Origin of the sequence: Pedobacter sp., from assembly GCF_039594775.1 — a bacterium.
In the GTDB taxonomy this organism is placed as follows: Bacteria; Bacteroidota; Bacteroidia; order Sphingobacteriales; family Sphingobacteriaceae; genus Pedobacter.
On sequence record NZ_JBCNMT010000001.1, the window covers coordinates 1,332,278 to 1,354,312 of the forward strand.

Consider the following 22,035-nt stretch of genomic DNA (forward strand, 5'->3'; position numbering starts at 1 on the left):
TTGGAATGCTTTTATTTTCTACTGTGCTAAATTTTTTTCTATAATCAAGATAAGTTCATCTTCATTTTTAACCAATTCAATAAGTAGCTTAAATTGGTTTTTGGTTCTGTCTAAGTTTTGCAAAGGATAGCTAATCGGATAATAGATACTTCCATTAAGGAAATCGGCCAAAAAGCGGAGAGCTTGCATGTAAATGATATACTTTCCGCTAAATAAGATTGCGTTTTTTTCCGAAGTGGTAAGCATATCTCCCATTTCAGATAAATAACCTTCTATCATGGCCGCAAAATAATCTTTGCGTATGGTGATTTTGGAAAGGTCTATTTCATTTTCGGAAAACTCACAAAGGTAAGTACGCATCATATCGCCAAGGTCAGAAATAAACTTGCCCGGCATTAGTGTGTCTAAATCAATTACGCAAACCCCTTCATAAGTATTTTGTGCTAGCAATACATTATTGATTTTGGTATCGTGATGCATCACCCTGTCAGGTAAACTATCTTTTAATGATTGATATTCCGTGAGGATAGATTTAAAGCCTAGTGCGGTTTCAATTTCTTTTTCAGCCTGTTCTCGTAGTATAGGAGAACTTTTGGCCAAAGCAGTTTGGAATTGGTCGAAACGTAAAACAAGGTCATGAAAACCTACAATGGCTGCTTCTAATTTACTGCTATCAAAATCGTTAAGCAGTTTGCTAAGTTTTCCAAATTGCTTCGCCGCTTGATAGGCTTGTTGTGGGGCCGTTAAAGTATCTAATGCAATGGTGTTGTCAACAAAGCGGCTTAAACGCCAAAATGCACCTTGATGTACCACCATGGTATCACCTTTGTTGGTTGCTAATGGGGCAGGGAAAAGGTAATTAGGGAAATTATGTGCTAAAAAATCGGCAATCTGCTTTATGTTATTGGCAACGGCTTCCGGGTTGCTAAAAACATGTGTATTGATTTCTTGTAGTACATATTTTTTTTGCTCACCAGCTGTTTGTGTTAGTAAATAGGTTCTGTTGATGTGCCCAGAACCTATTTGTTGTATTTTAATGCTTTGGTTATTGAGCCCGTAAGATTTTAAAATACTTTCATCAATTGTTAATTCCATAGCTTCTCTGGGTAGTTGCCATTTTTGATAAGTTCATCAATACTTGCTTGAACCAACGGCTTGTCTTCTTTATATGTAACGCCAAACCATTGATTGTCGGTTGGCACTACTTTAAAAGAAGCCTTTTGGGTGCTTACCAGATGCTCGCCTATTAAAGGAATAAAGAATTCAGCTTTAGGTTTGTCCTTATTCTCCATGGCGAAGGTTCTAAAGAGATCTTCGGTAATTTTAAAAACGGCTGGAGTAAACCCCCAAAAGTTCATAGATACTGGGGTTTCGAATTCTAATGGGTATTCTTTGCCATCCTCTTCGTACACAATGGTATCACCTTTTTTGTATACCTTTGTACGTTCTACAATCTCGGTCAAATTACCTGCTTCATCAGCTTTGCATACACCTCTTGATACCGAACCAAAGTCAGATAGGGTTTTGCCAATTTTATAGCCGATAATAGCATAATTGGCATCATTAATTTCCGAAGTAAGGAAATCGGCCATTTTTTTGAAGGCATCATAACCGTAGAAATCATCAGCGTTAATTACACAGAAAGGTTCTTTAATCGTTTTTCTGCCCGAAAGGATAGCATGTGCCGTTCCCCATGGTTTTTCACGGTAAATCTCTTCGTCGATACCAAATTGTTTGAGGTCAAAGTTTTGGTAAACATAGTCTACTTCAATTTTCCCTTTTAGTTTCTCGTCAAAAATGGCTTTAAAGTTGTCGGCAAATTCTTCTTTAATGATAAATACAACTTTACCAAATCCGGCTTTAATTGCGTCATATATAGAATAATCGATGATGGTCTCTCCATTAGGACCAAAACCGTCAATTTGTTTCATGCTACCGTAGCGGCTAGCCATTCCGGCAGCCAAGATCAATAAAGTAGGTTTCATTAACTGTTTAGTTTTTAAATGAATATTTAGTTGTGGGCCAAAGTTAAGTTTTAGAATCCAAAAAGCCCACCCCCAGATGATTTAGTTGAGCGAGTTTTTTTGCCCGTCAGCATTCCAAAAATGCCGCGAACAATTTCTTTCCCTATCTGTCTAGTAATGGTGGCTCCCATAATCTCTTCCACTAAACTCTTTTCGCCTGGTTTTGGTTTGCTTTCCTGCTCAATTCTTTTACGTTCCTCTTCTTCAGCTTTTACCTTATTCTCATTCGCTTGTGTTTCGTTTATTTTATCGGTCAGCATTTCATAAGCACTGATTGGGTCTACCGTTTCTTTGTATTTACTAAATAGGGGACTTCCCTGCATAAGCTTTTCACAATCTATTGCGGCCATTGGTCCCATTACTGCACGAGGAGGTGTAAGCAATGTTGCTGCAACTTCGGTGGGAATACCTTTTTCATTCAGTACGGTAATGAGTGCCTGACCGGTACCTAGAGAAGTCAGGACCTTATCGATGGCATAAAATTCCGATTTTGGGTAGGTATTTACCGTTTTCTTTAAGGCATCTACGTCATTAGGAGTAAATGCTCTCAAGGCATGCTGCACCCTGTTACCCAATTGTGAAAGTACACTCTCTGGGATGTCCATAGGTGATTGTGTACAGAAGAATACACCAATTCCTTTTGAACGGATTAACCTGATAATCGTATTGATTTGCTCTAAGAAAGCTTTCGGAGCATCATTAAATAATAAATGTGCTTCGTCAAAAAAGAAAACCAATTTAGGTTTGTCTAAATCTCCGGCTTCGGGCATCGTTTGATAAATTTCGGCCAAAAGACTTAATAAGAAAGTTGAATAAAGTACTGGTTGGCTTTGTACATCGGCAATGTTCAATAGACTGATTACCCCTTTGCCGTCTACACGATTGAATAAGTCTTGGATATCGAAAGAGGTTTCACCAAAAATTCCCCCCAAACCTTGTTGCTCTATAGCTACAATTTTTCGGAGTATAGTGCTTGAGGTAGCGGTAGAAATTGATCCATAGCTAGCCTTGATTTCTTTTGCACCTTCGCCTTCGGCAAGATAGCCAAGTAGTTTCTTCAAATCATTTAGGTCTACCACAGGCATTTTATGGTCATCGGCGTATTTGAATAATACTGCCAAAACACCCGATTGCGTGTCGTTAAGCTCCAATATTTTAGAAAGTAATACCGGGCCAAACTCGGTTACCGTAGCACGCATTTGAGCACCCAATTTCCCTGTTAGGGAATATATTTCGATAGGGAAACCGCTTGGTGTAAAAGGTTTGTTGAGTTGCTGTGCTCGCTCTTCAATTTTCGGATTGGTACTTCCTGGTTGGTATAGGCCAGAAAGATCACCCTTAACATCTAGCATAAAAACAGGGACGCCTGCATCGGATAGCTGTTCGGCTAGTAATTGCAAGGTTCTTGTTTTTCCTGTTCCGGTAGCACCGGCAATAAGACCATGTCGGTTCATCATGCGTAAGGGAAGATTTACTTCGGCGGCTGCCAAGGCTAAACCATCTAACATCGCAGCGCCCAGATAAATATATTCGCCACTTGGTGAATAAGAGGCTTTTATTTTTTCGATAAAGGTATTTTGGTTGTCACTCATAAGCTTATTTTGAGATCTCAAATTAGCAAAAATCAATTAGAAATTGTGTTAAATAATTATAAAACATTAAGAGATGGGATAGGGGAAAGACCTAGGTTGATTGAATATAGTGTAGGAATAATCTAGGACACCTTAAATATTTAAAGAGGGTGATAATAAATATTGTAAAAAAGCACATTCAATTTATTTACTGGTTTGTGCAGTTTTTTGCAGTTTTTATTTTAAAAAAAACATTACGAAAATGCTTAATTTTACATTGTGTCAAATCATACTCATCTTTCGGCCCCATTCCAAAAGCTAAGCACTAGCTTTAGCGGAGAATTATTTTACGACCAATCAGCCGCTCACGAAGCGCAAAAGCTTGTTTATTCAACGGATGCGTCGGTTTATCAAGAGAAACCCTTGGCGGTGGCTGTCCCTAAAACTACTGCTGATATCAAAGTTCTTATTGATTTTGCTAATGAACATCATTTGACGCTTATCCCAAGAGCTGCTGGAACATCATTGGCAGGACAGGTGGTAGGTAACGGATTAATTGTAGATATCTCTAAATATTTGAATCAAATATTAGAAATCAATGAAGAGGAACGATATGTAAGGGTGCAGCCAGGTGTAATTAGAGATGATCTGAATGTTGCCCTAAAGCCTTTTGGCTTAATGTTTGGTCCAGAAACTTCTACGGCAAACAGGGCCATGATTGGCGGTATGATTGGGAATAATTCCTGTGGTCTGCACTCTATTGTGTGGGGCGATACTCGCCAAAATCTATTGGAAGTAAAAGGCTTTTTGAGTAATGGACAAGAAGTGGAATTTAAGGAAATACCCCTTGCAAAGGTTGCCGAAAAGGCCCAGCTGAATAGCTTGGAAGGCGTAATTTATAAAGGAGTTTCGGAGTTGGTTAATCAACCACAAAATATTGAAGCTATAGAGAAGGGCTATCCCAAGAAAACCCTTACTAGACGAAACACCGGTTATGCTTTAGATTTTCTTGTTCCAGAAGAGGGAAAGGAAAATTTCAACATGTGTGAGCTAATTGCTGGCTCAGAAGGTACCCTGGTTTTTGTGACCGAGGCCAAATTAAAGTTACTGCCTTTGCCACCTAAACAAGAGGCATTGGTTTGTGTACATTTTAATTCTTTGGCAGAGTCGCTGTTGGCCAATATCATCATCTTGAAACATCAGCCGATGGCTTCTGAGTTGGTAGATAAGTACATTATGGACTTTACCAAAGGCCATCCAGTATACCAACATAACCGTTTTTTTATTGAGGGTGAGCCCGAAGCTTTACTCATGGTTGAGTTTTTTGCCGAAACCCAACAAGAAATTGATGTTAAAACTTCTGCTTTAATTGCCGATTTAAAGTTGGCAGGTTTAGGTTATGCCTATCCGGTAGTGTATGGTCAACAAACTAAATTGGCTTGGGATGTTAGAAAAGCTGGATTGGGACTAATCAGAAATTTACCTGGTGATAATCAACCGGTAAACCTGATAGAAGATTGTGCCGTAGCTCCTGAAGATTTACCGGTTTATATTGAGGAACTTCAACAGATTTTAGATAAATACAACCTAAAAGCATCTTATTATGCGCATGCCGGAGCTGGCGAGCTGCATGTGGAACCCATGATTAATCTTAAAACCTCAGAAGGAAAAGAGCTTTTTAGAACAGTTTTGAAAGAAACAGCGGCACTAGTGAAAAAGCATCAAGGTTCCTTAAGCGGTGAGCATGGCGACGGTCGTTTAAGGGGCGAGTTTATTAAAGATGTATTGGGGGCAGAAGTTTATGAACTCTTGAAAGAAGTAAAACAACTGTTTGATCCACTGGGGGTATTTAATGCCAACAAAATAGTGGATACGCCACCAATGAACGAATTTTTGCGTTATGAAGCCGACAAGCAGATTAAGCCTATAAAAACCATTTTCGATTTTTCGAAGAGCGAAAGCATCTTAAGGTTGGCAGAAAAATGCTCAGGTTCTGGCGATTGTAGGAAAACCCATATCAGCGGTGGTACCATGTGTCCGTCGTATATGGCTACTCGTCAAGAAAAAGATACCACAAGAGCACGTGCAAATATTTTAAGGCAATTTCTAAGCAACGATACGGGCGATAATCCATTTAATCACGAGGAAATTAAGGACGTGATGGATTTATGTTTGAGCTGTAAAGCCTGTAAATCAGAATGCCCTTCAAGTGTGGATGTGGCCAAAATGAAAGCGGAATTCTTGCAGCACTATTATGATGCGAATGGGGTGCCTTTCCGTACCAAAATGATTGCCAATTTTACCAAATCACAACGTTTGGCAGCTATTGTCCCTTCTATTTATAATGCATTAATCAGCAATAACTTTACAGGGAAGTTGATTAAAAAAGTAGTTGGCTTTGCTCCAGACCGTTCATTGCCAAAAGTAGGGAAGACCACTTTGCGCAGTTGGAAACAACAATATGATAAAAAACAAGCTCCAAAAACTACAGACCGCAAGGTTTATTTATTTTGTGACGAGTTTACCAATTATAACGATGTGGAAATTGGAATAACCACTATTAAGCTCCTCGAGAAATTGGGCTACGAAGTGATTATTCCAGCACATTTGGAAAGTGGTCGTACCTATCTTTCAAAAGGTTTGTTGCGTGAGGCGAAAGCTTTAGCCAATAAGAACGTAACATTGCTTGCAGAAGTAGTAAACATAGATGCACCTTTGCTAGGCGTAGAACCGTCGGCACTGCTTACGTTTAGAGATGAATATCCTGAATTGGTAGATGCCAATTTGGTGCAGAAAGCCAAACACCTAGCGCAGAACTCATTTTTGGTAGAGGAGTTTTTATTGAATGAGTTTGAAGCAGATAAAATTAAGGCCGATCAGTTCACGTCAGACTATCAATTGATCAAACTACATGGCCACTGCTATCAAAAGTCATTGAATGCCCTTGCGCCAACCGAGAAAATATTGTCGATGCCTAGCAATTATAAAGTGGAACTGATTCCTTCAGGCTGTTGCGGCATGGCGGGCTCTTTTGGTTACGAAGCCGAACATTACGAAGTTTCTATGAAAGTTGCAGAGCTGGTGCTACTGCCCGAAGTGCGTAAACAAAAAGACGATACCATTATTGCCGCTGCAGGAACAAGCTGTAGGCATCAAATTAAAGATGGAGCGCAGAAGATTGCGAAACATCCAGTGGAGATTTTATGGGAAGCGCTGAATTAGACCAACATATTGGTGTGCTAGAGGCTTATGTAAAAAAGCATTTCTCATTGTCTGTTAGTAGCCTTGCAGAATTTCTGTCGCCTTGGAAAACTTACCATGCCGAAAGAAAGGAAGTCTTGACCCATCAAGGGGAGCAGGAAAGGTATCTTTACTTTGTGCTAGAAGGGGTACAGCGAGTATATGCCTTGAATAGTGAAGGGAAAGAAGCCACGCTGATTTTTACCTATGCGCCATCTTTTGGCGGGGTACTCAATGCTATGATGACCGAGCAACCATCCCAATTCTTTTATGAAACTTTAACTCCCTCCTCTTTTTTAAGAGCTCCAGCATTAGAAATAAAAAGAATAATGCTCGCTAACAGTGAAATTGCTCAAATGATTAATTTGGGAGTAAGCAGAGCACTGGGAGGGGTTTTGGACCGTTTGGCCGAACTACAGTTAATGTCGTCCGAAGAGAAGTTCAGAAGCTTGTTAAAGCGAAGCCCACATATCCTTAGCTTGGTTCCTCATAAGTACTTGGCCAGTTATTTAGGAATAGATGCCACCAACTTCAGTAAGCTGATGAACAGGGTGAAAATATAACTTTATGTTAGTTCGGGGATAAGGAATGCTTCGCAGGTCTACTATGTTCCCATGTGGTTCATCTAGGAAGCTTTTGCATTTTTGGTAAAGAAAAAATACAACCACATAGACACATAAGAGTGCATGCCAAACAGGCTTCGTTTTTAGTAGAACGAAGAGTACTTGCTGAGATTGGAGATAATGAAAATTATAAAATGTTTATCTCTAACTCAAGTTAATCTTGGTAAATACCAACAATTAAGCTGTTGTGCTAAAATATCTTTGTTCAATTAATGAATGAAATAGATGAAAGCAATAGAAAAGAAAGCATTTATAACAGATTTATATCAACGTACCGAAGCAATTTTAAATCTAGCTATTGAACAATATCAAAATTTAGATGAAAAGGCCCTTACTTTTGCTGTAGATGAACAAAGTTGGAACATCGCGCAATGTTTGGCCCATTTGAATACTTACGGACATTATTACCTGCCCAAAATGAAAGCTGTTTTAGCCAAACCTAACGAGATGTCTTTAGCAGCTTATGTTCCTAGCTGGTTGGGTACTTATTTTATAGGGTTAATGGATATAAAAAATGGCAATAAGAAATATAAGGCGGCCAAGCAGCACCAACCTAAGGTAGCAGATGTTTATGCAGAAGTGACGGAATTTATCAATCAACAGGAAACCTTTTTAAAGTATATCAGGGCATTTGAAAGGGTAGATGTGAATAAAATCAAAATTCCTATTTCAATCAATAAGTTGGTTAAATTAAGATTGGGTGATGTGCTGGCTTTTATGGTGATGCACAATGAACGTCATATTCATCAAATTAGAAACATACAGCGTGCCCATAACAATGCCCTAACCGAAAGGACAGTTTTTGCAGCGCTTGCCCCTTAGGTATTTCTCGCAACAGTTTTTCTTTTTCTTGTCCTTTTTGTCCTGTTTCGAGCCTTTTTTCTTTTTATCTTTTTTAGACATAAGTGATGTTTAGCCGCAGATGCACAGATTTTATGAGGATTTGGAGATTTTATCTGTGTATTTGTGGCTTATATTTCAAATTAAACAAAAAAGGCGCATACTTGTTGTACACACCTTTAATTATTGTTTTGTTGTGAAATTTATTTAGCTAGCCAAATAGTTACTATCGTAGATTTTAACTTTTGACTTTCTACTTCTAACTTTAATTAGGCTTCGCTGTCGTAAGAAATTTGGCCAACGTGCTTGTCAATTTGCCATCTTCCCGTTCCTTCTTCGCCAATTACGTCGAACAATTCTAGCGCTCTACGTGCTTTGTACTCTTCTTCACGTTGTTCTCTAAAGAACCAGTTCAAAAATTCCAAAGTAACATAATCTTGCTCCTTATGGCAACGAGCGGCAATGTTTTTAATAGATTGCGTTACGCTGATTTCTTGTTCCAAAGCCTCTTCAAATACTTCACGGAAAGAGTTGTACTCTTGCTTGATATTGGTTACGTCCGGAGAAATTGCAGTTCCGCCCATGTCCAATACATATTTGAAGAATTTCAATTGGTGCTGTCTTTCCTCTTCTGCTTGTTTAAAGAAATAATCAGCAGAAAAATCGTAACCATTTCTGTTGCACCATGAAGCCATTGATAAGTAAATAGACGATGAATGTGCTTCTTTTTTTATTTGTTGGTTGATCAGTGTTTCTACGTCTGATGATAGTAAACACTTTACACGCATAATATCTTTCATTTCCTTGTGTCTTTAGTTTTTAACGGTAGTGAAACGCTATGATAGAGTCAGTTTGTAAACTGTGTAAAAGGTCATTTTGTTTCGTGAATTATTTCCTTTGACACTACAAAGTTACAGCGATAATGTTCTGTAAAAGAAATTATTAATAATATGGAAAGAGTCTAAGTCTTAGTTTTAAGAAACTAAACGATAAAGGCAGTCGTGGATAATGTGGTTAAGTTCCAACATTACAAAGGTGCCTTGTAGCAGTTCTTTGAGTTTGATGATTTCCAATAAAGAAAGTACATAAGAGTGGTCGCAAGCGCAAATGAAAATAATCTCTACATCAGCAGTTTTGTCGCTGCTCAAAAGCTTTTCTTCAATGTCAACCTGATAAACTGCTTTTTTAAGTTTAAGAAGATTTCTGTAGTCAAAGCGGGCTAATTTCCCTGCAAAATCAACATACCAGCAATTTTCTGAATCCGATTGGAAGATAGCGCCACTTTGGGTAGCAAACACTTCTTCAAACGTGGCAACAGGAAATAATGCTTCTTCTATTTTTTGCACAGTAGGTTAAATATTTATACAAAAGTAGTATTATTTAGATTTAATACAAATAAAAATATAAAACTTATGTCGCGTAGGGTTTCTAGCGGTTTCTGTAGGGGCGAGGAATAGATAGAATGATCATGATCAATAAGTTTAAACCCAAAATAACAAATAGGTAGGTATTACTAAATGGTTTTTTATTTCGTTGGTAAATATTTTGTTCGTCTGCATATACTTCATATACGATAGGCCGCACCTCTAACACATCTGACTTTTTTATTTTGACCTTAATTTGGCCAGCGTATTTTAATGATTTGTTGATACCAGAGAAGATGTTGAACCCTTGCTTTACCGAGTCCACATTTAATTTGAGAATAAAAAACTTATTGCTGCCGTTTAACATGAAGGTTAGGTAGGCGTACTCAGTTTCTTGCTTACCGTTTTTCTCCTTCTTCGTAAATTGATGGGTTTTATTTAGGGAGCCTTTTAATACGATGAGGTTGTTTTCGGCAAATAGGATTTGTGTAAATATCAGATAGCTAAATAAACACAATAATAATATGATGATATATTTTGCCTTGTTCATAATGAACTAATTGCTTAGTTAAATATAACATGTCTTTTCCAAATAGACAATTTTTGAATCAAAACCCATAGGCGTCAAAAGTTTATAAGCGTATTATTTAAAGGTGGCGTATTGTTTTGTGTTGCTTGGATTTACAAGTCAAATATCGTTTCTTTAATTTGTTAACCTTCTAAATTTATGGATACCATCGCTTTACAATGGACTTTTCTCGAGAAGTTGATGTTTAGATTTGCCTTTTGCATCTTGTTCTTGTTCATGTTCTTCTTTAATAATGGCACGTTTCCATTATTCTATTTTGTTGGCCAAATGCAAAATGCAATCATGTATAAATTTATACCGTGGTTAGGCGAAAATGTTTTTCATCTCCCTTATCCCATAACCGTGTTTACCAATGGAAGTGGAGATACTACTTATGATTACCTGGTATTGTGTTTTATAGCTGTTTTAAGTGTTGTGATCACTTTGATTTGGTCGGTTTTGGATACCAAGCGGGAAAATTATAATCGTTTGTATTATTGGATTACCGTAGGCGTTCGTTTTTATGTTGGCTTAATGTTAATCAATTATGGCTTGGTGAAAGTGGTGCAACTGCAATTTCCACCACCTAATTTGTATAGGCTAATTTCCACATATGGTGAATCTTCACCCATGGGTTTGGCATGGACTTTTCTGGGTTTTTCTAAAGGGTATAATCTCTTTATGGGCATAGCCGAATTATTGGCAGGCTTACTTCTTTTCAGAAGAACGGTTACCGTTGGTGCAATCATTACTTTAATGACCACGGCCAATGTAATGGCTGTAAATTATTTCTACGACGTTCCTGTTAAAATAGTATCTACGGCTTTAGTGGTCATGTGTTTATTCTTGTTGGTGCCTAATATGGGTCGTTTATTTAATTTATTCTTTAAAGGTGCGCCAACGGTTTTGAGAACTTTAGATGCACCATTAATTGTAAGTGGATGGAAAAGAATTGCAAAGTATACCCTTAAATATTTACTAATAAGCTTTACTCTGGTGGCTGGCATCACAACGGTGATTTCTGGTTATCGCCAATATGGAGAAGGAGCACCGAAATCGCCTTTGTATGGGGCATATAAAGTAGATGAATTTAAGGTTGCAGGTAAAAGTAATATCAATAAATGGGACCTTTTATTGTTACAAACCCCAGAGTATGGAGGCATCAAGGATGTGAATGGCTTTGAGCACGTAGATATATCCACTGATACAACGAAGAAAAAGATGACTTTTGTTTTTGATAATGACCCTAATACAAAACATCATTTGGATTATAAAAGAGAGGGGGATAAGCTGTTTTTAAAAGGTAAGCTATATGATGATTCTTTAACTATTAATTTGACCAAAATGAAATTCGAATTGATAGACAGAAAATTGAATTGGATTAACGAAAGGCCGTATAATAGATAATTTCTAAAAAAGGTTTTTGCAATTTAGGTTCTAAACCTTCGTAGGTTTAGCTGTTGCTTTTTAAAAACCTCGTAGGTTTCGGAACGGCGAAGCCCTCAACTTTACTATTGAAGAACAATAACAAATGGAAGTTAAACCTACGAGGTTTGGTTTAAAGGTGGCATATTGCTTTGTAAAACTTGGATTAGTGTAGCGTCCTAGCCACTTAGCCCTGATTGTAGCGGAAATACTTTTTGTTTTTGCCTTTTTGTCATCCAGAGCACAGCGAAGGATATCAGAACACAGCAGGAAAGAAAGAGATTCCGAGGAACGAGGAATGACAGCGCTGAAGACAAACAAAAAGATTGCAGCGGAATGCAGTACGATAGTTCCAAAAAAGCGACTGCAACTGCGCTGCTATTTAGAAAAATGATTAACGTCATTATCAAAACAAAACCCAAATAATTAAGGTTTATCTATTACTAAATAAATAGACCATGGATAATCAAAAACCAGCCAAAGACAAGCTACATGATAGCGATTTGGGCGAAACCAAAGATTTCAACGAACTGTCTTATAATAGGGATAAAAATAGTTTCGAATTTGACGTAAAGGGAGAAGAGTCAAGCTACGATCACCCCCTGCCTTACGATACTTCGGCTCCAAATGGCGAAGATAGTATTTCTACTTACGACGAATCTAATCCTTACGTGGGAAATGAGTATGATCCAAAGGGACAGGTTGACGAACAATTAGAGGATAACGGCATGCGAGTTGATGAAACAGGCGAAAGTGTACTGCTTGATCCTGCAGATAAAATTTTGGCGCAAACTGAAGAAGATTTTAGAGATGATTTGGATGAGGAAGGCTATCCGAAAAATGATTTGCCAGGTTAAGGGAGCAGATCTAAATTAAAACGTTGGCGAAACTCTTCCAGCTGCGGATTTTTTTCAACCAGATAGGCATATTTATCCTTATTGGTATAAATACGGTCGCTTTGCTTGGGCTCTACCCGTTTAGGGAATATCTGTATATCGAAATTGTTCAGGTTTCCACGAAGGAAGTTGAGCAAGTCGATTTTTTCGTCTTGTAGTGTACTTTCTAGCGCAATATTTTCAATCAGAACGGTTACATGTATGCCGTCCAAAATAGGCTCGTTACTCGTTAACAAGGTAAACAAGTGTATTTTGTCTTCCTTTTTAGCTTTTTGCGCATATTGTTGCCAGCAAGCCATAAATTGAGCCTGGCTAAAAGCTTGTTTTTCATTTCCTCTTACATATTGTGGCCCCTTGTCTTCGTCATCTAAATCCATTCCGCTGTTCAAATCGGTAAGCGAAGGAATTAAAGATCCCGAAGTGCTTTTTGGCAAAGGCTTTATCTTAATAGATGAAGCGGTAGGCGCACTAGTTTTTGGAACTTCTATTTTTGGTGGGACAGTTTCCGCTGTTTTAGGAGCTACTGCTGGTTGCTCTTTTTTCTCTACTGGAGCGGCAACGGGCACTTGTTGGGCAGGTGCAACGGCCGGTCGTTGAGCAGGTGCTGAAGCAGGAATATCGTTTTTAACTAAAGTTTTTTTTTTATCCTGATCTAGGTCAGTTGCTGTATTGGCGAGTTGAATTACCGAAGGAATGTGACACATTTTAATCAGTGCCAGCTCTACCTGAAGCCGCTGATTTTTGCTGTTCTTGTAGTTAAGGTCGCACTGGTTGGCCAAGTTTAGCGACGTTAAAATGAAACCCAAATTAGTGCCGTTACTTTGCGCCAAATATTTCTGCTTAATATTTTCGCTCACCTCGAGCAGCTTGATGGTTTGGTTGTCCTTGCCTACCAATAAGTTTCTGAAGTGGCCGGCCAAACCATTAATAAAGTTGTTGCCGTCAAAACCATTATTCAAAATCTCATTAAATAATAATAAGGTGTTGCTTACATCGCCGCCGGTAATATAATCCGTTAACTTAAAATAATAATCGTAATCTAAAATGTTCAGATTGTCAATTACCGCCTTATAGGTCACATTCCTATTGGTGTAACTAACAATTTGGTCAAACATCGAAAGTGCATCACGCAAGCCACCGTCAGCTTTTTGTGCAATAATATGCAGGCCGTCATTGTCTGTAGCAATGTTTTCTCGTTCCGCAATTTTTGCCAAGTGGCTGGAAATATCTTCTACCTGAATTCTGTTGAAGTCGAAAATTTGACAGCGAGACAGAATGGTAGGTAATATTTTATGTTTCTCCGTAGTTGCTAAAATAAAAATAGCATAGGGAGGTGGTTCTTCCAAGGTTTTCAAAAAGGCGTTGAACGCACTTGTTGAAAGCATGTGAACCTCATCAATAATATAGATTTTGTATTTTCCTGCTTGTGGCGGAATCCTTACCTGCTCAATTAAACTTCTAATGTCGTCAACAGAGTTGTTAGAGGCGGCATCAAGCTCGTGAAAGTTAAAGGAATGCCCCGATTGGAACGATTGACAGCTTTCGCATGTGCCACAAGCTTCTTGTTCGGGCGTTAAACTGGTGCAGTTAATGGTTTTTGCCAAAATACGGGCACAAGTGGTTTTACCCACACCCCTTGGTCCGCAAAATAAAAAAGCTTGCGCCAGCTGATTGTTTTTAATGGCGTTTTTTAAAGTTCCAGTAATATGCTGCTGACCAACCACGGTTTCGAACGTGGCGGGGCGGTATTTACGGGCTGAAACGATGAAATTTTCCATTGGCACGAAAATAGCAAAAATTTGATTGTTGCAGAGTTGAAAAGTTTGAATGTTGAAAAGTCGCTATTTCACTTTGTTGTATGGCAACTGAAAATTGTGAACTGGAAACCGCCAACTGTATGATTATATTATAGACTTCAACTCCTTTCTGTATTGCGAGGCGCTCTTTCCCGTAAACTCCTTAAATATTTTATTGAAGTGGCTAAAGTTGTGGAAACCACTTTCGTAGCTAATATTGGCAATGCTGGTTCTTTTTTCGGCCAAAAGTTTCGAAGCGTGCACCACACGGTACTCGTTCACAAACTTGGTAAAGGTTTTTTTGGTCATCTTTTTAAAGTACCTGCAAAAAGAAGGTACCGTCATGCTGGCCATTTCGGCAACCTGCTCCAAGCTAATCTCTTCGGTAAAGTGATCTTTCACATAGTTAAAGATCATGCTGATGCGGTCGTTGTCCTGGGCCTGCATTTCTAGGGAAAAATTTTGGGCATTCAGTAGTTTATAATCAAACGCCTGTTCCAATTCTCGTAGCACGCCCAGTAAAGCCAGCAATTTTTCAAATGGCCACATGTTGTTCATCTTTTCAAGGATAGGGCCAACAAGTTTTTTGGTGTCGTCACCAAAAGCAATACCGTACTTGGCTTTTTCAAATAAAGTAGCAATGCCCTTGGTTTCTTTAAGCGTTAAAAAATCAGTGCCCAAAAAATCTGGCTTCATCTGGATCACTACTTCATTAGTGTTGCCCGTAGTTTCATCGGTAAAACCACAATGAGGTAGGTTGCTGCCAATCAATATCAAATCTCCATCAGTATAATAGGAGATATGGCTGCCTATTTGCCTTTTTCCAGAGCCGCCATGTACAAACACCATTTCCACTTCCGGATGGTAATGCCAAACGTGAGCCTTGTTGTTGGTGTTCTGCAGGTATCTCGAATAGTAAAAGGAACTTCCAAAGGAAGGTTCAATAGCTTCGAAGCTAGGTTTGATTTTTTTCATTTCTTAACGCTAAATTAATCAAATTATATGGATTATTGATTGTTTTTGTTGTTAATTTAATGTTAAGGGTTAAAATAGCATATATACTGGGAAATATGAAACATAATAAGCATCTGAATACTAGCTAAATTTGCTCTTGTTAAATAAGTATTAACGTTTTAAATAAATCAGCAATGAAAAATTTATTCAGATTTAGTTTAGTAATCCTCTCGGTATTCATGGCGAATGTTGCCAAAGCCGATGACATGGAACTTTTAGTTAAAGTAGCAAAAGAGAATAACAAATGGGTGAGCTTTATCACCAATGAATCCCAAAATATTGACCTTACTTTATACTCGTCTACTGATGAGGTGCTTTATGAGCAAAGGTTAAAAACAGTTGGTAACAAATTCAAAACTTACGATTTAAGTGCTTTACCTTTGGGGCTTTATACCCTTAAAATGGAATCGCCTTTAAAAACGGTAACTTACCAAATTGAGATTACCGCTGATAGTGCAATCGTAGCTACACCTGTTGTAAAGATCTTTAAAAAGCCAAGTTTAGCAAAAGAAAAAGATCTAGTAACGCTTAATCTAAATGGTGTGGGCGAGGGAGAGGTGCAAGTGGATGTTTATAATGAATTTAATGAAAAGCTTCATGAAGATGTGTACACTAGCGAAGCAAAGGTGGTTAGGAAATACGATGTAAGCAGAACACCTTCAAAACAGCTTACTTTTGTGGTGAGAACTGGGAACCAAGAGTTCTCGGAAACGATTAAGCTTTAGTTTTAGCAACTTATATACGAGAGAGTGAAAGCACTGCCAAATGGCGGTGCTTTTTTTGTTTTCAGGAAATATGAAAAATAGTGTTTATGTGTTTACAATCTCTAAAAATTGAAAGCTACATCATTGAACCACATAGACACATAGTAAACTAAATAGTGTTAAAAAAAATGTCGTGTTTTTTCCTTCTTTAAAATCATGCCCTATAACTGGTAAGGATAATGCCTATGTTTCTATGTGGTTGTATTTATTTATAGCTTCTTTATTTAAAACAACGCTTTGATTTATAGAAATATATTGTTACATTTGCAGCCCGTTTTAAGCGGAACAGATTAAAAAATTAATTAAATAAAACAATGAATCAGTACGAAACTGTTATCGTTCTTACCCCATTGTTGTCAGAAGAAGCTGCAAAAGAGGCAATTGCTAAATTTAAAGGCATCATTTCTGATAGCGGAGCCGAAATTATCGCAGAAGATAATTGGGGTTTGAGAAAATTAGCGTATCCGATTGACAAAAAAGCAAACGGATTCTTTCACCTTACAGAGTACAAATCTAACGGTGAAATCATTAACAAGTTAGAGCTAGAGTTAAAACGCGATGAGCGTGTTTTACGTTTCTTAACTGTAAGATTAGACCGTCATGCGGTTGCCTACAACGAGAAAAAACGTAGCGGAGCTTTTAACAAAACTAAGAAAGAGGAGGCTACAGCGTAATGGCAAGAGATCAAATTCAATATGTTACTGCTCCAAAAGTGGAGGATAACAGAAAAAAATATTGCCGTTTCAAGAAAAATGGCATCAAATACATTGATTATAAAGACGCAAACTTCTTATTGAAGTTCGTTAACGAGCAAGGTAAAATTTTACCTCGTCGTTTAACTGGTACTTCTTTGAAATTTCAACGTAAAGTGGCTCAAGCGGTAAAACGTGCCCGTCACATCGGTTTGTTGCCTTTCGTTACTGACCAATTAAAATAGGAGCTGAGCAATGGAAATTATTTTAAAGCAAGATATCAAATCACTAGGTGAGAAAGATGATATCGTAACGGTAAAACCTGGTTTTGGTCGTAATTACTTAATTCCACAAGGCTTTGCAATTTTGGCAACTCCTTCTGCAAAGAAAGTATTAGCAGAAAACCTTAAACAGGCTGCTTTTAAACAAGAGAAAATTAAAAAAGACGCTGAAGGTATCGCAGCTCAATTGGCTGATGTTAAATTAAGCATTGGTGCTAAAGCTGGCGAAACTGGAAAAATCTTTGGTGCGGTTAACACTATCCAAGTGGCTGACGCATTAAAAGCTAAAGGTTTTGAAGTTGACCGTCGTCGTATTACTTTCGAAACTGAGCCTAAAACTTTAGGTGAGTACATCGCAAACTTGAACTTACACAAAGAAGTGAAAGTAAAAGTTCCTTTCGAAGTAGTAGCTGAGTAATTTTAGCTTATACAAAATACAAAGCCCCTTCAGTAAGCTGAAGGGGCTTTTGTTTTTATGTAGAGTGTCTATCTTTTTATAAATGATGCGTTTTGCTATATTTGCTATCCCTCCTTTAATGGAAAGGCCGCAATCTAAATAGAGTATTAATGAGATATTGTAAACCTGTTAGATTATTACTGTGCTTATGCCTGTTTGTTTTTGCCGCCCAGGCACAAAACATCGTATCTAAAGCTCCCGATACCATTAAGAAAATCATTTTCACCACTTATTATGCCAAAAAGTTTGAAGGGCGTAAAACCACCAGTGGTGAACGCTATCGAGCCAAAAAATTTACGGCAGCCCACCGTACTTTGCCTTTTGGTACCTTAATTACCGTGCGTAACCTGCATACCGGTAAAAGTGTACAGGTAAGGGTGAACGATAGAGGGCCTTTCAGCAAGAAATTTTCTTTGGATATTTCGCAGGCTGCGGCCAAAGAAATAGGGATATATCGCCTAGGTTATGCCCGTGTGGAAATCTCATATGTGCAGGAGTAAAAGTGCTAGGATTTAGACTCATTTTAAAATTATTAACACTCACTTTTATTTCATAAGTGCTTAAAAAGAAATAATTAGCTTTTTTCTTCCCTGTTTATGACAGAATTTTGATTGGAAATCCCCATAAAATCAAGCACATGTTAACAACTTTGTAGCCCAAAAAAAGCCCTAACTTTTATATTTGTTATACGAAGTTCTTTAATAGAAAGCACCCCAATTATTGTTATAACTGATTGCTATTTAGTTCGTTTTAAAAAGTAGATAACCCCAACTTTTTTAATTATGTAAACTAAGTACGGTTTGTTAGGCGGTTTCACTGTTAAAGAATATCATTTATGCTGCAGCAAGACATTTTCTAACAACGTAAAAAGAGAGTTTATGGAAGAAGAATTATTATTAAAGGAAAACAAGGACCGTTTTGTGCTATTGCCAATTAAGTATCCCGCTATTTGGGAGATGTATAAGAAAGCAGAAGCTAGCTTTTGGACGGCGGAAGAAATTGATTTGTCTGACGACATCAAGCATTGGGAGAATTTGAATAGTGGCGAGCGTCATTTCATTTCTCATATTTTGGCTTTCTTTGCTGCCAGCGACGGTATTGTGAATGAAAATCTTGCCGTTAACTTTATGAGCGAGGTTCAAATTCCAGAAGCACGTTGTTATTATGGTTTCCAGATCATGATGGAGAACATCCATTCTGAAACCTATGCTTTGCTAATTGATACTTATGTAAAAGATCCAGAAGAAAAAGATAGACTTTTCCATGCCATTGAAACGGTGCCTGCTGTTAAGAAAAAAGCAGAATGGGCATTGCGCTGGATTGAGAACGGAACTTTTGCAGAAAGATTAGTGGCTTTCGCCGCAGTGGAAGGTATTTTCTTTAGTGGTAGTTTCTGTTCAATCTTTTGGTTAAAGAAACGTGGCTTGATGCCAGGCTTAACCTTCAGTAATGAATTAATCTCAAGAGATGAAGGTTCGCATTGTGAATTTGCATGTTTATTATATAGCATGCTACAAAATAAACTTAGCCAAGAACAGGTACACACCATTATTAAAGATGCAGTAGAAATTGAGAAGGATTTTATTAGCGATGCGTTACCAGTTAAACTAATTGGCATGAATGCAGATTTAATGAAACAATATATTGAATTTGTGGCCGATAGATGGTTGGGAGAATTGGGCTATGCTAAAATTTATAACGCTACCAATCCTTTCGATTTCATGGAAATGATTTCATTGCAAGGAAAAACCAATTTCTTTGAGAAACGTGTAGGCGATTACCAAAAAAGCGGTGTATTAACTGCCTCGGAAGATAAAGCGCAAGCTTTCTCATTAGACGAAGACTTTTAGAAATGATTGAATTTTGAATGAGAGAGTGATTGAATAAGGTAGTAATCTTCACATTCCCTCATTTAAAATTCAAAAGTCACTCATTAAATATATTTTGAAACCGGGTGCCGCTATGTAGATATGCACCATAAAATTTAGTAAGGATGTTTGTAATAAAAAGAGATGGCCGCAGAGAAGCGGTGAAATTTGACAAAATTACAGCTAGGATAGAGAAGCTGTGCTATGGTTTTAATGCTGAACTGGTAGATCCAATTGATGTAGCTAGAAAAGTGATTGAAGGTTTGTACGATGGAGTAACCACTTCCGAATTGGATAACTTAGCAGCTGAAACTGCAGCGTCTTTAACCACTAAACATCCTGACTATGCTTTGTTAGCTTCACGTATTGCCGTTTCTAACTTGCACAAAAATACGTTAAAGTCGTTTTCCAAAACAATGGAACTATTGTATAACTACATTGATCCAAAAACAGGGAAAGATTCAGCCTTAATTGCTGATGACGTATGGAAAGTAATCCAAGACAACGCTGAAATTTTGGACAGTACCATTATTTACGACAGAGATTTTGGCTTTGATTATTTCGGTTTCAAAACATTAGAAAAATCTTACTTACTTAAAGTTAACGGTGCAATCGTAGAACGTCCTCAGCATTTGTTTATGCGTGTGGCTATCGGTATCCACAAAGAGGATATTGAAAGCGCTATTGCTACTTATAACCTGATGAGTGAGCGTTGGTTTACACATGCTACACCAACGTTATTCAATGCAGCTACGCCAAAGCCTCAAATGTCATCATGTTTCTTGTTAACTATGCAAGACGACAGCATTGAAGGTATTTATGATACTTTAAAGCAAACTGCTAAAATTTCTCAAAGCGCAGGTGGTATTGGTCTAAGCATCCACAATATCCGTGCAACAGGAGCTTATATTGGTGGTACTAACGGTACAAGCAACGGTATTGTGCCAATGTTGCGTGTATTTAATGACACTGCTCGTTATGTAGACCAAGGTGGCGGTAAACGTAAAGGTGCCTTTGCTATTTATTTAGAGCCTTGGCATGCTGACGTTTTCGAATTCTTGGATTTGCGTAAAAACCATGGTAAAGAAGAGATGCGTGCTCGTGACTTGTTCTATGCGCTTTGGATTTCCGACTTATTCATGCAACGTGTAGAAGAGAACGGCGATTGGAGCTTATTCTCTCCAGATGAGGCACCAGGTTTAGCAGATTGCCATAGCGAAGAATTCAACAAGTTATATGTTAAATATGAGCAAGAAGGAAGAGCACGTAAAGTAGTAAAAGCACAAGAACTTTGGTTTGCTATTTTAGATTCGCAAATTGAGACCGGAACTCCTTATTTATTGTATAAAGATGCTGCAAATAGCAAATCGAACCAACAAAACTTAGGAACCATTAAATCTTCTAACTTATGTACCGAGATCATCGAGTATACCTCTAAAGATGAAGTAGCGGTTTGTAATTTAGCTTCATTGGCATTACCTCGTTTCGTAATTAATGGTGAGTTTGATCATCAAAAACTATACGAGGTAACTTACCAAGCTGCCTTGAACTTGAATAAAATCATCGATTATAACTACTACCCAGTAAAAGAGGCAGAAAACTCTAACTTGCGCCACCGTCCAATTGGTTTAGGGGTACAAGGTTTGGCCGATGCATTTATCTTAATGCGTTATCCTTTTGAAAGCGATGCCGCTAAACAATTGAACAAAGATATTTTTGAAACCATCTACTTTGCTGCAATGACCGCTTCGGCTGATTTGGCAGTGAAACATGGTCCATACAAAACTTTCAAAGGTTCTCCACTTTCTAAAGGTAAATTCCAGTTCGACTTGTGGAACGTTACGCCAGAAAGCAACCGTTGGGATTGGGATGCATTACGCAAACGTGTGGTAAAAACAGGGGTGTACAATTCATTATTGGTAGCACCAATGCCAACTGCCTCAACTTCTCAAATCTTAGGAAACAACGAGTGTTTTGAACCTTATACTTCAAATATTTACACCCGTCGTGTATTAAGTGGCGAGTTTATCGTGGTAAACAAACACTTATTGAAAGACTTAGTAGCTTTAGGTTTGTGGAGCCCTCAAATGAAAGATAGAATTATCTTGGCTAACGGATCTATTCAAGACATTCCAGAAATCCCTGATTATATCAAAGAACTGTACAAAACAGTTTGGGAAATTAAGATGAAGAATATCATTGATATGTCTGCTGATAGAGGTGCATATATTTGCCAATCTCAATCATTAAACTTATTTATCAATGCACCAAATACTTCAAAACTAACTTCAATGCATTTCTATGCTTGGAAAAAAGGATTGAAAACAGGTATGTACTACCTACGCACACAAGCAGCTTCCCAAGCGGTTAAGTTTACGGTAGAAAATCAAGCAGGAAAGGCTATTGAGGCAGTTATTCCAGAAGTGATCGACAATCCAGCAGAAGAAATTATTTCTGGTCCGGTTTGTACCATGGAAGAAGGTTGCATTAGCTGTTCAGGTTAATCTTAAGCTTAAAGCCGAAAGCGAAAAGCTTTAGGTAAACGCAATAATAAAGTAAGGTTTTGGACGAAAGTTCAGAACCTTATTTTTTTGTCCGTACTTTTGCCTTTA

At 37.9% G+C, this 22,035-nt stretch carries 20 protein-coding genes; 12 read left to right on the forward strand and 8 right to left on the reverse strand.

Going from position 1 to position 22,035, the window contains the following annotated elements; translation table 11 throughout:
* Nucleotides 1-18 precede the first annotated feature (18 nt).
* From ABDV71_RS05650 to ABDV71_RS05660, 3 genes are read right to left on the reverse strand one after another with little or no spacing between them, the layout of a single operon-like run.
* A complete protein-coding gene (locus tag ABDV71_RS05650) occupies nucleotides 19-1,095 on the reverse strand; it encodes an aminoglycoside phosphotransferase family protein (protein ID WP_343531437.1) in 1,077 nt (358 codons plus the stop codon).
* Entirely contained in the window at nucleotides 1,086-1,985 is a 900-nt protein-coding gene (locus tag ABDV71_RS05655) for a sugar phosphate nucleotidyltransferase (protein WP_343531438.1), read from the reverse strand. The genes ABDV71_RS05650 and ABDV71_RS05655 overlap by 10 nt, the downstream gene beginning before the upstream one ends.
* 50 nt (nucleotides 1,986-2,035) lie before the next feature.
* Nucleotides 2,036-3,616, reverse strand: a complete 1,581-nt coding sequence (locus ABDV71_RS05660) for a helicase HerA-like domain-containing protein (protein ID WP_343531439.1) — start codon at nucleotides 3,614-3,616, stop codon at nucleotides 2,036-2,038.
* A 258-nt stretch (nucleotides 3,617-3,874) separates the two neighbouring features.
* Here ABDV71_RS05660 and ABDV71_RS05665 point away from each other — a divergent pair, with 258 nt between their 5' ends.
* From ABDV71_RS05665 to ABDV71_RS05675, 3 genes are all read left to right on the forward strand, one after another.
* A complete protein-coding gene (locus ABDV71_RS05665; RefSeq protein ID WP_343531440.1) occupies nucleotides 3,875-6,817 on the forward strand; it encodes an FAD-linked oxidase C-terminal domain-containing protein in 2,943 nt (980 codons plus the stop codon).
* Nucleotides 6,799-7,398, forward strand: coding sequence for a Crp/Fnr family transcriptional regulator (locus ABDV71_RS05670; protein ID WP_343531441.1), 600 nt, complete (start codon nucleotides 6,799-6,801; stop codon nucleotides 7,396-7,398). The genes ABDV71_RS05665 and ABDV71_RS05670 overlap by 19 nt, the downstream gene beginning before the upstream one ends.
* A 285-nt stretch (nucleotides 7,399-7,683) precedes the next feature.
* Nucleotides 7,684-8,280 carry a DinB family protein gene (locus ABDV71_RS05675; RefSeq protein ID WP_343531443.1) on the forward strand — a complete coding sequence of 199 codons (597 nt, stop codon included), beginning with the start codon at nucleotides 7,684-7,686 and terminating at the stop codon, nucleotides 8,278-8,280.
* 287 nt (nucleotides 8,281-8,567) lie between these two features.
* Here the strand turns inward: ABDV71_RS05675 and ABDV71_RS05680 are convergent, their stop codons facing one another.
* From ABDV71_RS05680 to ABDV71_RS05690, 3 genes are all read right to left on the reverse strand, one after another.
* Nucleotides 8,568-9,098 (reverse strand): ferritin, encoded by a 531-nt coding sequence (locus ABDV71_RS05680; protein WP_343531444.1) that lies wholly within the window; start codon nucleotides 9,096-9,098, stop codon nucleotides 8,568-8,570.
* 174 nt (nucleotides 9,099-9,272) lie between these two features.
* On the reverse strand, nucleotides 9,273-9,644 hold the full coding sequence (locus ABDV71_RS05685; RefSeq protein ID WP_343531445.1) for a hypothetical protein: 372 nt from the start codon (nucleotides 9,642-9,644) through the stop codon (nucleotides 9,273-9,275).
* Nucleotides 9,645-9,726: 82 nt separating this feature from the next.
* Nucleotides 9,727-10,212 (reverse strand): hypothetical protein, encoded by a 486-nt coding sequence (locus ABDV71_RS05690; protein ID WP_343531446.1) that lies wholly within the window; start codon nucleotides 10,210-10,212, stop codon nucleotides 9,727-9,729.
* A 177-nt stretch (nucleotides 10,213-10,389) separates the two neighbouring features.
* Between ABDV71_RS05690 and ABDV71_RS05695 the strand changes: the two genes are divergently transcribed.
* Together ABDV71_RS05695 and ABDV71_RS05700 are read left to right on the forward strand one after the other, a co-directional pair.
* On the forward strand, nucleotides 10,390-11,637 hold the full coding sequence (locus ABDV71_RS05695) for a hypothetical protein (protein ID WP_343531448.1): 1,248 nt from the start codon (nucleotides 10,390-10,392) through the stop codon (nucleotides 11,635-11,637).
* Nucleotides 11,638-12,113: 476 nt separating this feature from the next.
* Nucleotides 12,114-12,512, forward strand: a complete 399-nt coding sequence (locus tag ABDV71_RS05700) for a hypothetical protein (RefSeq protein ID WP_343531449.1) — start codon at nucleotides 12,114-12,116, stop codon at nucleotides 12,510-12,512.
* On the opposite strand, the gene ABDV71_RS05705 is transcribed toward ABDV71_RS05700, so the two are convergent.
* Together ABDV71_RS05705 and ABDV71_RS05710 are read right to left on the reverse strand one after the other, a co-directional pair.
* Nucleotides 12,509-14,329: a DNA polymerase III subunit gamma/tau gene (locus ABDV71_RS05705; RefSeq protein ID WP_343531450.1), complete on the reverse strand. Its 1,821-nt coding sequence runs from the start codon at nucleotides 14,327-14,329 to the stop codon at nucleotides 12,509-12,511. The genes ABDV71_RS05700 and ABDV71_RS05705 overlap by 4 nt on opposite strands.
* Nucleotides 14,330-14,452: 123 nt before the next feature.
* The gene (locus tag ABDV71_RS05710; RefSeq protein ID WP_343531451.1) at nucleotides 14,453-15,322 is read right to left on the reverse strand and encodes an AraC family transcriptional regulator; all 870 of its coding nucleotides are present in this window, start codon (nucleotides 15,320-15,322) and stop codon (nucleotides 14,453-14,455) included.
* A 173-nt stretch (nucleotides 15,323-15,495) separates the two neighbouring features.
* Here ABDV71_RS05710 and ABDV71_RS05715 point away from each other — a divergent pair, with 173 nt between their 5' ends.
* The 7 genes from ABDV71_RS05715 to ABDV71_RS05745 all read left to right on the forward strand — a co-directional run bounded on the left by ABDV71_RS05715 (nucleotide 15,496) and on the right by ABDV71_RS05745 (nucleotide 21,927).
* The gene (locus ABDV71_RS05715; protein ID WP_343531452.1) at nucleotides 15,496-16,086 is read left to right on the forward strand and encodes a hypothetical protein; all 591 of its coding nucleotides are present in this window, start codon (nucleotides 15,496-15,498) and stop codon (nucleotides 16,084-16,086) included.
* A 353-nt stretch (nucleotides 16,087-16,439) separates the two neighbouring features.
* Entirely contained in the window at nucleotides 16,440-16,799 is a 360-nt protein-coding gene (gene rpsF, locus ABDV71_RS05720; protein ID WP_113647177.1) for a 30S ribosomal protein S6, read from the forward strand.
* The gene (gene rpsR / locus ABDV71_RS05725) at nucleotides 16,799-17,062 is read left to right on the forward strand and encodes a 30S ribosomal protein S18 (RefSeq protein WP_097132857.1); all 264 of its coding nucleotides are present in this window, start codon (nucleotides 16,799-16,801) and stop codon (nucleotides 17,060-17,062) included. Before rpsF ends, rpsR begins: the two co-directional genes overlap by 1 nt.
* A 10-nt stretch (nucleotides 17,063-17,072) precedes the next feature.
* Nucleotides 17,073-17,516 carry a 50S ribosomal protein L9 gene (gene rplI, locus ABDV71_RS05730; RefSeq protein ID WP_343531453.1) on the forward strand — a complete coding sequence of 148 codons (444 nt, stop codon included), beginning with the start codon at nucleotides 17,073-17,075 and terminating at the stop codon, nucleotides 17,514-17,516.
* Nucleotides 17,517-17,665: 149 nt separating this feature from the next.
* Nucleotides 17,666-18,055, forward strand: a complete 390-nt coding sequence (locus ABDV71_RS05735) for a septal ring lytic transglycosylase RlpA family protein (protein ID WP_343531454.1) — start codon at nucleotides 17,666-17,668, stop codon at nucleotides 18,053-18,055.
* Nucleotides 18,056-18,433: 378 nt separating this feature from the next.
* Nucleotides 18,434-19,405 (forward strand): ribonucleoside-diphosphate reductase small subunit, encoded by a 972-nt coding sequence (locus ABDV71_RS05740; protein ID WP_343531455.1) that lies wholly within the window; start codon nucleotides 18,434-18,436, stop codon nucleotides 19,403-19,405.
* Nucleotides 19,406-19,548: 143 nt separating this feature from the next.
* Nucleotides 19,549-21,927 (forward strand): ribonucleoside-diphosphate reductase subunit alpha, encoded by a 2,379-nt coding sequence (locus tag ABDV71_RS05745; RefSeq protein ID WP_343531456.1) that lies wholly within the window; start codon nucleotides 19,549-19,551, stop codon nucleotides 21,925-21,927.
* Nucleotides 21,928-22,035 lie beyond the last annotated feature (108 nt).